The sequence below is a fragment of the Shewanella basaltis genome (genome assembly GCF_023283885.1).
In the GTDB taxonomy this organism is placed as follows: Bacteria; Pseudomonadota; Gammaproteobacteria; order Enterobacterales; family Shewanellaceae; genus Shewanella; species Shewanella basaltis.
In genome coordinates, this window is the sequence record NZ_JAKILA010000001.1 from 347778 (window position 1) to 361370 (window position 13593).

A 13593-nucleotide genomic window follows, 5' to 3' on the forward strand; every position below is an offset into this window, starting at 1 on the left:
CCATAACCTTTTAGCTTACAAGTGTTCCGCTTTTGTATTCTACCTGAAGCTAAAAAAAATCATAAGAGCTTTTGCTCTATTTGTGCGATTAACATCACTTTTACGCACCATACTTATCGACTATAAAGCCTCATAATAAGCATTTACGGTGCGGTAACACCAAATTTCCAGAGTTGCCCCTGCCCCCACCTTAATGCCAGCACACCAAGCAGGGTTAACGGAATATCCAGCAGCAGCCAAGGAGTAATGCTGTCGTGATCTCTTAGCGCAGCAAAGCTCATAGACACGATGATAGAGTGTGCAAATACCACTAACATTGCCGCGGTAGCTTGGTGACTGTTTCGACAGGCAGATCCAATACCAAGCATAATTGCACAGCCCCAAAAGGTACTTAACCCTAAATGAAGTAAAAACAGCAGGCTAAGCTCTGGTTTAAATGAAGCATTTAATAAGCCTATACAGGTCACAATGAGTACCATCGCTGCAATAAAACGATATTGACTGCGGAAAAAGGCGTCTTTCATCCCCTTTAAACCACTGTAACTAGGCAATAAAAATAAGGTTTCGGTTGCACGCCAACGTTGAATGCGGCTCCAATGAATCACAGCACAGCTGATCACTGAAAATTGAGCAATTAAAAATACAATAGGCAGATCAATATCAAACAGCCACGAAAACAACATTAATCCGACTGCGATAACAGGCAAGGCCAACATCATCATGGTCAATACTGGGCCAATAAAGAAATTCATTGGATGAAACAGGCGCTCAAATTTAGCTACCCACGCCACGCCTTTAATGCTCGGTAACCACATCCAGCCCATTTGCACAGCATTGAGGTACACCACTCGTGCGTCACTGTTCCAGCTCAGTTGCCGACATAACCCCACCACACGATAAAACAGCATGGCAACAATAATTAAACTGGCCCACTGTGACAAACGAGAAGATAGCTCATCTAAAAATGGCACCGCAATAAACAGCGCAAACGATAAATGAAAATAGTGACTGCGCCATAGGCATAACCACACAAAACCAAGCCCTACCGCAACGGCCAACCATAATTGCGCTATCACTTCATATGCCGAAAAAATCACACAGGCCAACACCTGAAAACCTATAACCGTAATGGCAATGGTCAGCGCCTGTTGCAATACCTTAGCTTGATAACCTGGAATTAATTGGCTGGTCTCAGTCGCCACTAACCGATTTAACTGCCAGGCAATACCTGCAGCAGCCGAAACAGTCGACATAGCAAAAACCAAACTCACCACGTCGGTTTTTCCGCTAATTAACAACGCAAGCCCAAGCACTAGCCCAAGCAAGCTTGTGCCTAAAAAGCTGACACAGCCTAAATCATATAACCACAGGCGTAACATACCTTGGTATGGTTTACACCAAGTGGCGAGCGGTGGTCTGGTTTGCTCAATACTCATCGGTGCAGCTCCATAAACAGCTGTTCTAGATTCAATGATTTTTCAAGCTGTACGCCCACAACAACTTCTGCGTTACCTTGGGTGTCTACCAGCACAGCTTGCCCCGTTTGGCTCAATATTGTGTAGTTTGCAGGTAGCTGGGTGTCGTCACTAATAGTGAGCAATTTAACTTCTTCACGCAGGGCATCAATTTCTTTAAACAGCACTAACTCGCCTTTTTTAATTAACGCTACATGGCTGGCGACACGCTCTAAATCTGAGGTAATGTGCGATGAAAATAATACCGCCGAACCTGACTCAAGCGCGAGATCAAACAAGTCACCCATAAATTGGCGACGAGCAATAGGATCAAGGCTGGCCACGGGTTCATCGAGCAACAATAGCGTTGGTCGATACGCCATCGCCATGATCAATGCTAACGATTGACGCTGACCCACTGACAATTTTTGCACCGCTTGAGTGACATCTAAATCAAAGCGTTTTAACCAATCTTGTTCTAAGGCAGTGTCCCAATTGGGGTAAAAGCTGCGATGTAATTCTAACGCCTTATCGACAGTGAAACCTTCGTAGCCAAAAGGCTGTTGTGGCACGTAGCCAATGCGCTGTTTAGCTTCGTTAGAAAGGTTTTCAGGCGACTCGCCTAGGGTATTGATGTTACCGCTATCGATATCAACAATGCCTAACGCACAGCGCATTAGGGTCGATTTACCCGCGCCATTTTGGCCTAATAATCCCACCACCATCCCAGGGTAAAGCGTCATCGACAAATCAATTAATACCTTATGCCCTGCCGCAGACTTGTCTGCTGCTGCATAGACTTTATTAACTAAATTAAACTGTAAAACGGGTTGTTCTGCGGCTTCCATGTTCGACATTCCTACCAAAATTTAGCTTAAATAACGGCTATTCTTGATGCCAAGATTGCTTGAGCAACTGTTGTAACTCATCGTAATCAACACCTAACTGTTGTGCCTGCTCAACTAATGCCCTGAGTTGCGGCGCTAATAAACTACTGCCAGACGCTGTATTTGCAGACGTTCTGGCGGCAACGCATGACGGCTGACCACGACGCCGCTCAACCCAGCCTTGATCAACAAGTTGCTGCATTGCACGTGACACTGTCATGGGGTTGACCGCCAAATGTTCGGCCAATTGACGCACTGAAGGAAGTACATCCTCAGGTTGCAATTGTCCGCCAACAATTAAGCGCACAATTTGATCGTGCAATTGTCGATAAATAGGTTCGCCACTACTGGGGTTGACATTTAGTAATTCTAACATTAGCCTTTAGCAACTGTATTAATACATTGATACACTCATACACTAAGTGTTAAGGTATCATAATCGTCATGAAATGCAAAAAGGAAACGTTCCGATGATCAACAGGAAGTTTGTCAATTCAACCTCAACAGCGCAATTGCGTGCTACAGGTCTATGCCAATCGGTCACTCGAGTGAGTCGCTGGGTCGCTGTGGCAGCTGCGATATTAGTGGCTAATTACAGCAGTGCAGAAACCACAGACACACTCGTGGCTGAGCCCGCTAAAACAACCACATGTTATTTAGACGGCCTAGACGAACAGTTTCAGTGCGGCAAAATCACTGTACCTGAAAACCCTAAGCAAGTTGACGGTAAGCAAATCGATATTCACTTTGCCATTTTGCCTGCAATAAAAAATACCCATCCAGATGAAGCATTACTCGCCATTTCTGGTGGTCCTGGCCAATCGGCAATTGAAAATGCAGCCGGGTTTAACCGTATGCTGACCAAAGTACGCCAACAACGCGATATTTTGCTCATTGACCAACGCGGTACAGGCCAATCAAATTTGTTATCTTGCGATGATGAAAATATGTCGGTTCTAAGCATCAATGATAGCGAACTGGACACAGTCGCGATGACCGAAGCTTGTCTCGCCTCAATTGATGCCGATGTCACTCAATATGGTAGCAATAACGCCGTCAAAGACTTTGAAGCAGTGCGTCAATTTTTAGGTTACCAAAAACTGCACCTCTACGGTATTTCGTATGGCTCTCGTATGGCACAGTTGTACATGCGCCGTTACCCTGAAGCACTTGCCACAGTCACCTTAGATGGCGTTGTGCCAATGCAACAAAGTTTAGTCGCCATTGGTAGCTCCATTGAACGTGGTTTAAATGTGCTATGGCGTGACTGTCAAAGCAACTCAGAATGCCAACAGCATTTTCCTGATTTAGTGAACAACTACAATACAGTAGACCAGTTGCTCGCAACCGCCCCAATCAGTCAGCAAGTTCGCGATCCTCGAACAAACGAGTTAGCAGAATTTATGCTGACACGCGGTAAATTTACTGGTGCGATTCGTATGGCCATGTATATGCCCAACATTCGCGCGCTGATCCCACATGCGATTCATCAGGCCGCCCAAGGTAATTATCAACCAATACTTGGTATTTATACATTAACAGCCGACAGCACAGACATCGCCTTAGGCATGCATTCGTCGGTAGTCTGTGGTGAAGATATTCACCGCATCACTGAGCAAATGCGTAAAGATGCTAAAGAATCTTACATCGCCGGTAGCATGCTAGATGGCCTGGTCAAAACCTGTGAGGGTTGGCCAATCCCACCAGAAGATGACAGCTTTGGCCAGCCAATCGATAGCGATATCCCTACACTCTTACTCTCTGGTGAACTCGATCCTGCTACACCGCCTAACTGGGGAGCCATGGCACAGGAAAAGCTAACAAAATCAAAACATTTTATTGCACCTTACGCCACCCACGGGGTTGCCTATCAAAGTTGTGGCAATGATTTAATTGCACAATTAGTCGATCAAGGCTCATTAAAAGACATTAATGGCGATTGTTTACAAAAAGACGTACGCCGCAGCTTTTATCTTAATGCCAATACCGTAGAAGCACTGCCTACGGTTAATACACCAAACGCAATACAAACAACAGCACCAGCAAATACCGCTGCTGATAAGGAATAGTCATGATTACTGTTGCAAACTTAACCAAAAAAATTGGCGATGTGCAGGCATTAGACAATCTCAGTTTTAGTGCTGAAAACGGCCAGATTACCGGATTACTCGGCCCAAATGGCGCCGGTAAAACCACCTGTTTACGCACCCTGTTTGGCTTACTTAAGCCCGACTCAGGTACCGCCATGGTAGACAATATTGACGTCGCGATTGACCCAATAGGCGCCAAAAAGCAATTAGGATTATTCCCCGACCCATTTGGTTTATATGAACGCCTAACACCGCGTGAATATATCTGCTTTTTTGCAGAGTTAAGCGGTATGTCACGCAAACAAGCCAAAGAAGCCACCGCCAATGTGATTGCCCAGCTAAAGCTAGAAGACATTAGCGACCGCCGTTGTAAAGGCTTTTCACAAGGCCAGAGGATGAAAACCGCTTTAGCGCAAGCCATTGTGCATCAGCCAAGTAATATCATTTTAGATGAACCCACCCGTGGGCTTGATGTGATGAGCACCCGCTTACTGCGCGACATCTTATTGCAGCTTAAAGCACAGGGGCATTGTGTGTTGTTTTCAAGCCATGTTATGCAAGAGGTTGCCGCCTTATGTGACCGCGTCATTGTAATGGCAAACGGCAAAGTGGTCGCCATTGGTAGCCCAGACGAACTGTGTCAGCAAACGGGCAAAGACTCACTAGAAGATGCATTTATCGAACTTATCGGTACTGACGAAGGGATTGCAGCATAATGAAAATGATATTCACAATGGTGCGCAAAGAGTTAATCGATGCGGCACGCGACAAACGTTCAGTTATGGCAGGGCTTTATTATGCCATTGGTACGCCACTTATCATGTGTGGTTTATTTATGGTACTGATTGGCCAATTATCTAGCCCTGAAGACTTAAATATTCACATCAAAAATGCCAATAACGCCCCCGATCTCGTGCGTTACTTAAGCAATAACGGCATCAACCACGCAGATGATGAGCAAGCAAACAAAATCACCTTAACCATTAGTGACGATTACGCCGCTAATATGGCGAAAGCCAAACAAGCCGAAGTATTATTAGTTGCTGATAATTCAGATGAAAAGCTGCAAAAATCGATTAATCGACTCGAGCGTCAACTACAAGCATACAGCTCAGAAATGGGCAGTATTCGACTGATTGCCAGAGGCATTAATCCGAGCATTACTCAGCCCATTAAAATCAATGTGCAAGACAAGGCCACCGCCGACTCAAAAGGCGGAATGATTTTAGGCCTCGCCATTTTCACCATGATGTACTCGGTGTTTATTTCGGGCATGAACCTGGCAATCGACACCAGTGCTGGCGAGCGTGAGCGTAACTCACTTGCGTTACTGCTCAGCCACCCAATGAGCACCCGTCAACTGGTATTAGGCAAAATTATCGCCGTGACCTGCTTTGCACTGCTAGGGTTAGTCTTAATCTTATTGGTGTCAAAGGTGGCATATCCGTTTGTGCCTTGGCAACAAATCGGTTTTACCGTCAACATTAGCCAGGACTTTATGGGGCTAATGCTGTTAGTGGGTATTCCTGTGGCGTTAATGGCTGCAACCTTGCAATTGTACGTGTCATTTATGGCCAAAACCTTTAAAGAAGCGCAGTCATACTTAACCATGGTGTTATTTGTGCCGCTGGCACTGTCGATGGCAGCCAGTTACAACATTGCCCCAGACGTTTTGCAGTGGTTACCGGTATCGGGTCAACAGCAAGCATTAATGGACTTTATTAAAGGCCGCGACATACCCATGATGCAGTTAATCGTGTCATCGGTAGCCACGTTAATTATTGCTGTCGCACTGGCAGTAGGATTAGAAAAATCATTAAAAAGTGAAAAAGTGGTTTTTGGCTTATAAACCAGTGTTAATAACACTGTGTGTCAAAGTCATACATAACCAACATTGTTAGCACCTAGTAAAAGCATCCGTTAAACATCCTCTCGCCTTAACCACGTAAATTAAGGCGAGAAAACAACCCACAACTGCATAAATTAAGGAGTGATTATGAACGAAGATATGGCGATTATCGCACTGGTATTTATCATCATTGTCGGCACCACAGCATCAGAAATGTTTAAGCAATATTTAAAGCATAAGCAAAAAGCTGAAGTTGATGGTCTAGCCGACTTAAAAGCACAAAACCAGGCACTGATTGAACGCATACAAGTGCTTGAAAAACTAGTAACTGAAAGTGATTTTGAGCTCAAGCAACAGTTTAAAAACTTGTAGTGTTGCTACAGGGCTACTCATACCAACTTTTGCCAACAAGTACATCCAGACATAAAAATGCCGTCATCTTTGACGGCATTTTTTGATATAAAGCTGTGGTTATTAAAATAGTGTCTCAGCAATATCTGCTAACGCTTACTTTGCTTTCGGTCTAAACGGCTTAATGACCGCTTCATCACACTCTAAAAATGGGCCATCCATTAAGTCGATGCAATACGGAATGGCAGGAAACACCGCGTCTAAACATTCGCGGATAGACTTAGGCTTACCCGGTAAGTTTACAATCAATGAGTCGGCTCGTAGCCCCGCAGTTTGACGCGACAAAATAGCCGTTGGTACAAACTTTAATGACTCGGCGCGCATCAACTCACCAAAGCCAGGCATCATTCTATCGCACACGGCTTCGGTCGCCTCAGGGGTCACATCGCGTTTTGCTGGGCCTGTGCCACCTGTGGTGACAATTAAGCAGCACTCCTGATTGTCGGCTAAATCGATCAAGGTCGCTTCAATCACATCTTGCTCGTCTGGGATCACCTTATACACAGGCTCCCACTCAGAGGTTAAATACTCATTTAATACATCAATAATGGCTTTGCCAGACAAGTCTTCATATACGCCAGCGCTGGCACGATCGCTTACTGTCACGATGCCGATTTTAGCTTTGCTCATGGTAATTTTTCCCTAATGTGGGGTCATTAGCCTCGGTTCGCATGGAGGTTAAATCAATAATTTGGCTATAGGCAGTTAATCTACCAAAAAACATCGACATCACAAAATTACAAACCCATAAATGCAAACCGACTCAAAAAATGACATCTGTGATGGGGTTATTTATACTGACATTGACGGTCAAACATTGGATTTTACTATGCAAAAACAACAACGTGGTTTTACCCTCATTGAATTAGTGGTCGTGATTATTATTTTAGGGATTTTAGCGGTAGTCGCCGCGCCGAAGTTTATAAACTTAAAAAGTGATGCGCTTATTGCCAATTTAAATGGCTTACAAGGTGCATTAAAATCGGCTAAAACTCTGGTGTATTCAAAAGCCGTATTGGCTGGTCTGGAAAAACTCGAACCGGGTTCGGTGACCCTAAATGGTAACGCCGTGAGTACAACTGTGGGGTACATAACTTCTTCACCAGACAATCTGCCATTAGCGTTAGAAGGATCATTTGAGACAATGGCTGGTGCAACGAGTGAGTTTAGCGCTGACTGGGGTTTGTATGATATTCCAAATACAGGAACATTCATTTTTCCACAGGGATACAACATAAGCAGTAGTTGCAACTTGCAATACAATATTGACTCGGCTGAAACCGAACCAGCCTTTTACAACCTGACCACCAGCGGCTGTTAATTTCCCTAGCCCTATTGAAGGACAAAATAAGCGCTTAACATTGATACCGCCAGCCATAACTTGGGCAGTATCAGTGCTTATGTTGAGTTGACAACCATGCTTATGTTTTATGCTTATAGATGCTTAAAACTTATAAAAAGCACTAACGCTTAACACTGACCGTTAAAATACCTTCGGCAGCCATAGCCGCAACTTGTTGCAACTCATCAACGCTTGCGCCTTCAGACGCCTGCATCGACAAGCCTTGAAACAAGGTGGTCATCAAATTAGCCAATACCACTGGCTCACACCCTTCTTGTAATTCGCCGCTGTTTTTTGCCTGCGCAAATCGATCCACTAATCGTTGTTTATGCTTGGCTTTGCGGGCAAGCACCGTTTGTTTAATTGACTCACTCGCCTCACTACACGACAGCGTACTGTTAATTAACGCACAACCTTGTGGATGGCTACAATCAGTAAACTGGGTTGCAGCACCAAGCAATAGTCCACGAATAACATCGGCTACATGTTCGTGCTGAAACGCAATATTAAATAGCGAGTCTGGTCGATTTTCATATAAGTCGATGGCTTTAAAAAATAACTGTTCTTTATTACCAAAGGCAGCATAAAGACTGGGTTTTTTAATGCCCATCGCTTCTGTGAGCTCGTTTAAAGAAGTCCCTTCATACCCATTACGCCAAAACACATTAAGCGCTTGTTCTAATGCCAAGTCGATATCGAACCCTCGCGGGCGACCGACACAAGCTGCTTTTGTTGTTGTCATAAATCGTACCTCTTATGTTAGCGAGCCACTAACGACTATCCAGTTAACTGATATAAGCTTAACTGTCACTTTATGTTAAATCGCCCGCCTATTTTAGCACAAAATTCAACCATTTAAAGGCCTAATAATGTGCTAGTTAACCGCATTATCGTAAGGTTATCAGCCATTGACACCTGCCGATAAGACATCATCTTGCGAATTGAACCCGCTGTCAAAACAATTTATTACCTATCGGTACAAAATTCATTGACAGGGCTATTTTAATCTATATATTACCGTTCGGTACAGAACAATTTTTACCAATCGGTACAAAACTCTAGCCACAGACAAAAAGTAACGCAACCAATAGCCCGTTAAATAATGTAAATGCTATTGATTAGAGGACAGCAACATGACTATGTTTAAATCAATTCAATCTACTTTGTTAGTAAGCCTAACGGCAGTACTGCTAGTGGCTTGTGGGCAACAACCTGCAGCACAACAAGCTGGTACTGCGCCTGCTGCCCCAGAAGTGAATGTTGCTAACGTATTGCACGAGCGCATTACCGAATGGGATCAATTTACCGGACGCTTACAAGCTCCAGAAGAAGTCACCCTGGTACCGCGCGTTTCGGGTTACATTGAGTCAGTAAACTTTACAGAAGGCGCACTTGTAAACAAAGGCGATGTGCTGTTTACCATTGACGCAAAAGTCTTTACCGCTGAAGTCGAGCGTCTTCAAGCTGAGCTAACCAGTGCAAAATCGGCCCATGAACTGGCGAAAAACGATTTTGAGCGTGCCAATAAATTATTTAGCCAACAAGCCGTGTCTGAAGAGCTTATTGACACTCGCCGTAGCACTATGCACCAAACCGCTGCTGCTGTGGCATCGGTAAAGGCGGCATTAACCAGCGCAAAATTAAACCTTGAATACGCCCAGGTTACCGCGCCCATTACTGGCCGCGTATCTTATGCTATTGAAACTGCAGGCAACTATGTAACAGCGGGACAAACCCAGCTAACCAGCTTGGTATCAACGGCAAATATGCATGCTTACTTTGATATCGACGAGCAAACCTATCTTAAATATGCCTCGCTATCGGGTGAAAACAAGCGCCAGGACCCACGCTCAGGCAACAACACTGTATTAATGGCGCTCGCCAATGAAACTGAGTTTACCCACCAGGGGGTGATCGACTTTGTTGATAATGCCGTTAACCAACAAACCGGCACTATTCGCGTACGAGCCACCTTTGCAAACTCAAACAACATCTTAATGCCTGGCTTATTTGCACGTATTAGCATTGCGGGCAGCGCGTCTTACCAAGGTATTTTGGTTGACGACAAAGCCATTTTTACCGACCTAAGCAACAAGTACGTTTTAGTGGTAAACGAGCAAAACACCCTTGAATACCGCGGTGTGACCTTAGGCGAAAAAATTCACGGGTTACGCATTATTACTGCCGGCTTACAACCAGACGATAAAATTGTGGTTAACAGCCTGCAAAAAGTGCGTCCTAACGTCACCATTACCCCTAAATTGACCGATATGGCCGATAGCAGTCAAATAGAAGCGCTGCACCAAGCACAGTTACTAATTGATAATCAGCCGCTTACAGCACAAATTGCTGATGAAGCAACCCAAGGCTAAGGAACACCCCCATCATGTTGTCGCAATTTTTTATTAAAAGACCGATTTTTGCCGCAGTGCTGTCGCTATTGTTTTTTATCGCGGGCGCATTAGCTGTTTGGCAATTACCGATCACCGAATACCCAGAAGTGGTGCCACCAACGGTCGTGGTTACCGCCAATTACCCTGGCGCCAACCCAAAAGTTATCGCTGAAACAGTCGCATCACCATTGGAACAAGAGATCAACGGCGTTGAGAACATGCTTTACATGTCATCTCAAGCCACTTCTGATGGCCGCATGACATTAACCGTCACCTTTGCCATTGGTACCGATGTTGATTTAGCACAAACCCAGGTACAAAGCCGAGTTGAACGTGCAAAACCACGCTTACCAGAAGAAGTACAGCGCTTAGGTGTTGTTACCGAAAAATCATCACCAGACTTAACCATGGTGGTGCATTTAACCTCGCCCGACAATCGTTATGACATGCTGTACCTGTCTAACTATGCGGTGTTAAAGGTTAAAGACGAACTTGCCCGTATTGAAGGCGTGGGCGCGGTGCGAGTATTTGGCGCCGGCGACTACAGCATGCGTGTGTGGTTAGACCCAAATAAAGTCGCTGCAATTGGTTTATCACCTAGTGATGTGGTTGCTGCCATTCGTGAGCAAAACCAACAAGCCGCCGCAGGTAGCCTAGGCGCGCAGCCTAGTGGCGAAAGTGAGTTCCAATTACTTATCAATGTAAAAGGCCGTTTGGCCAACGTTGAAGAGTTTGAAAACATCATCGTTAAAGTGGGCTCTCAAGGCCAAATCACCCGCTTAAAAGATGTAGCACGTGTTGAACTAGGCGCATCCACTTATGCACTACGCTCAATGCTAGACAATAAAGATGCTGCAGCATTGCCGGTGTTTCAGGCATCTGGCTCTAACGCGATTCAGATTTCTGACGACGTTCGCGCCAAAATGAAAGAAATATCAGCCACCTTCCCAGAAGGCTTAACTTACGACATCGTTTATGACCCAACGGTATTCGTACGCGGCTCGATTGAAGCGGTAGTAAAAACCTTGCTAGAAGCCGTTTTACTGGTGGTATTGGTCGTGGTGCTGTTTTTACAAACCTGGCGCGCCTCAATCATTCCATTAGTGGCGGTACCTGTGTCGTTAGTGGGGACCTTTGCCTTTATGCACTTGATGGGCTTCTCGCTTAATGCCTTGTCGTTATTTGGTCTGGTACTGGCGATTGGTATTGTGGTCGACGACGCCATTGTCGTGGTGGAAAACGTTGAGCGTAATATCGAAGAAGGCTTATCACCTCTTGAGGCAACGCAAAAAGCCATGAAAGAAGTGACCGGCCCCATTATTGCCACCACGTTAGTACTGGCTGCGGTATTTATTCCAACGGCATTTATGTCTGGTTTAACCGGCCAGTTTTATAAGCAGTTTGCCTTAACCATTACCATTTCGACCTTTATTTCGGCGATAAACTCGTTGACTTTAAGCCCTGCGTTATCGGCATTGTTACTTAAAAGTCATCACGACAAGCAAGACTTCCTTACCCGTGGTATGGACAAAATGCTTGGCGGTTGGTTATTTGCCCCGTTTAACCGTTTTTTTGCAAAACTGTCTGACGGTTACGGCTGGGTCGTTAAAAAAGTGATTCGTTTTGGTGCTGTTGTGGGTGTGTTGTATGTCGGCTTAGTCGGGGTAACAGGTTTACAATTTGCCAGTACGCCAACAGGTTACGTACCAGGGCAAGACAAACAGTACTTAATTGCCTTTGCACAACTACCCGATGCAGCATCGCTTGATCGCACCGAAGTCATCGTGAAGCAAATGTCATCCATTGCGCTAGACCAACCCGGCGTTGCACATGCTGTGGCGTTTCCTGGCTTAAGCATTAACGGCTTTACTAACAGCACTAACAGCGCCATTTTGTTTACCCCGCTAGATGACTTTGCCGACCGTAAAGACCCATCGCTTTCTGCAGGGGCCATTGCAGCCGCGTTAAACCAAAAGTTTGCCGCTATTGATGGTGCATTTATTGCCATTTTCCCACCGCCACCGGTACAAGGTTTAGGGACCATTGGCGGCTTTAGATTACAAATTCAAGACCGAGGAAACCACGGTTACGATGAGTTATATAAAGTCACCATGCAGGTCATGCAAAAAGCCTGGGGAACACCAGAGTTAGCCGGTGTGTTCTCAAGCTATCAGGTTAACGTGCCACAACTTGAAGTAGAAGTTGACCGCACCAAAGCCAAACAACAAGCCGTGTCGTTAGACGAATTGTTTGCCACGCTACAAGGTTACATGGGGTCGGTTTACGCCAACGACTTTAACCAGTTTGGTCGCACATACCAGGTTAACGTGCAAGCAGACGAGCAGTTTAGACAAACACCAGAGCAAATAGCTCAACTCAAGGTGCGCAACAACCAAGGTGAAATGGTGCCTATTGGCTCATTTATTAACGTGGCCAATGTGGCAGGTCCAGACCGTGTGATGCACTACAACGGCTTTACCACCGCCGAGCTTAATGGCGGTGCAGCACCTGGGTTTAGTAGTGGCGAGGCACAAGCTGCGATTGAAAAAATCCTGGCCGAAACCTTACCAAACGGTATGACTTACGAGTGGACCGAAATTACTTACCAGCAAATATTGGCCGGTAACGCAGGCGTGTATATTTTCCCATTAATCATTTTATTAGTGTTTATGGTACTCGCCGCGCAGTATGAAAGCTTAAGTTTACCGTTAGCGATTATCTTGATTATTCCGATGACGATTCTGTCGGCAATCAGTGGTGTACTGATTTACGGTGGCGACAACAACATCTTTACCCAAATCGGACTCATTGTTCTGGTGGGACTGGCGACCAAAAACGCCATCTTGATTGTTGAGTTTGCTAAAGAACTGCAAGATAAAGGCATGGAGCCGTTAGAAGCCATTCTTGAAGCGGGCCGCTTACGTTTACGCCCCATTTTAATGACGTCTATTGCCTTTATTATGGGCGTGGTGCCAATGGTATTCTCAAGTGGCCCGGGGGCAGAAATGCGTCAAGCCATTGGTGTAGCAGTGTTTGCCGGTATGATTGGTGTGACTATATTTGGTCTACTGCTCACACCACTGTTTTACTACGCATTAGCAAAACGCGCTAAAACAGTAGCAGCATAATCGTTAGCTAAGCCATTAAGCTAACAACAAAAAGAGGTA

Annotated in this window: 12 protein-coding genes; 7 read left to right on the plus strand and 5 right to left on the minus strand. The window is 45.2% G+C overall.

From position 1 onward, the window contains the following. Positions 1-143: 143 nt before the first annotated feature. The 3 genes from L2703_RS01600 to L2703_RS01610 are packed head-to-tail and all read right to left on the minus strand — an operon-like array spanning position 144 to position 2717. Positions 144-1436, minus strand: coding sequence for an ABC transporter permease (locus L2703_RS01600; protein ID WP_248969397.1), 1293 nt, complete (start codon positions 1434-1436; stop codon positions 144-146). After that, the gene (locus L2703_RS01605) at positions 1433-2302 is read right to left on the minus strand and encodes an ABC transporter ATP-binding protein (protein ID WP_248969398.1); all 870 of its coding nucleotides are present in this window, start codon (positions 2300-2302) and stop codon (positions 1433-1435) included. Before L2703_RS01605 ends, L2703_RS01600 begins: the two co-directional genes overlap by 4 nt. A gap of 37 nt (positions 2303-2339) precedes the next feature. Continuing rightward, positions 2340-2717, minus strand: coding sequence for a GntR family transcriptional regulator (locus L2703_RS01610; RefSeq protein WP_248969399.1), 378 nt, complete (start codon positions 2715-2717; stop codon positions 2340-2342). 94 nt (positions 2718-2811) lie between these two features. On the opposite strand from L2703_RS01610, the gene L2703_RS01615 reads away from it, so the two are divergent. The 4 genes from L2703_RS01615 to L2703_RS01630 all read left to right on the plus strand — a co-directional run bounded on the left by L2703_RS01615 (position 2812) and on the right by L2703_RS01630 (position 6652). Further along, complete coding sequence (locus L2703_RS01615) at positions 2812-4410, plus strand: alpha/beta hydrolase (protein WP_248969400.1); 1599 nt, start codon at positions 2812-2814, stop codon at positions 4408-4410. Positions 4411-4412: 2 nt separating this feature from the next. After that, positions 4413-5147, plus strand: a complete 735-nt coding sequence (locus L2703_RS01620) for an ABC transporter ATP-binding protein (protein WP_248969401.1) — start codon at positions 4413-4415, stop codon at positions 5145-5147. Further along, positions 5147-6280 carry an ABC transporter permease gene (locus L2703_RS01625; RefSeq protein ID WP_248969402.1) on the plus strand — a complete coding sequence of 378 codons (1134 nt, stop codon included), beginning with the start codon at positions 5147-5149 and terminating at the stop codon, positions 6278-6280. Before L2703_RS01620 ends, L2703_RS01625 begins: the two co-directional genes overlap by 1 nt. Before the next feature lie 147 nt (positions 6281-6427). Further along, complete coding sequence (locus tag L2703_RS01630) at positions 6428-6652, plus strand: hypothetical protein (RefSeq protein ID WP_248969403.1); 225 nt, start codon at positions 6428-6430, stop codon at positions 6650-6652. 135 nt (positions 6653-6787) lie between these two features. Here the strand turns inward: L2703_RS01630 and mog are convergent, their stop codons facing one another. After that, entirely contained in the window at positions 6788-7321 is a 534-nt protein-coding gene (mog, locus tag L2703_RS01635; protein WP_248969404.1) for a molybdopterin adenylyltransferase, read from the minus strand. Positions 7322-7520: 199 nt separating this feature from the next. Between mog and L2703_RS01640 the strand changes: the two genes are divergently transcribed. Beyond that, positions 7521-8012, plus strand: a complete 492-nt coding sequence (locus tag L2703_RS01640; RefSeq protein ID WP_248969405.1) for a prepilin-type N-terminal cleavage/methylation domain-containing protein — start codon at positions 7521-7523, stop codon at positions 8010-8012. Between the two features lie 142 nt (positions 8013-8154). Here the strand turns inward: L2703_RS01640 and L2703_RS01645 are convergent, their stop codons facing one another. Continuing rightward, complete coding sequence (locus L2703_RS01645; RefSeq protein ID WP_248969406.1) at positions 8155-8775, minus strand: TetR/AcrR family transcriptional regulator; 621 nt, start codon at positions 8773-8775, stop codon at positions 8155-8157. Positions 8776-9166: 391 nt separating this feature from the next. Between L2703_RS01645 and L2703_RS01650 the strand changes: the two genes are divergently transcribed. Beyond that, positions 9167-10405 carry an efflux RND transporter periplasmic adaptor subunit gene (locus tag L2703_RS01650; RefSeq protein ID WP_248969407.1) on the plus strand — a complete coding sequence of 413 codons (1239 nt, stop codon included), beginning with the start codon at positions 9167-9169 and terminating at the stop codon, positions 10403-10405. An 11-nt stretch (positions 10406-10416) separates the two neighbouring features. After that, complete coding sequence (locus L2703_RS01655; protein ID WP_248969453.1) at positions 10417-13554, plus strand: efflux RND transporter permease subunit; 3138 nt, start codon at positions 10417-10419, stop codon at positions 13552-13554. Positions 13555-13593 lie beyond the last annotated feature (39 nt).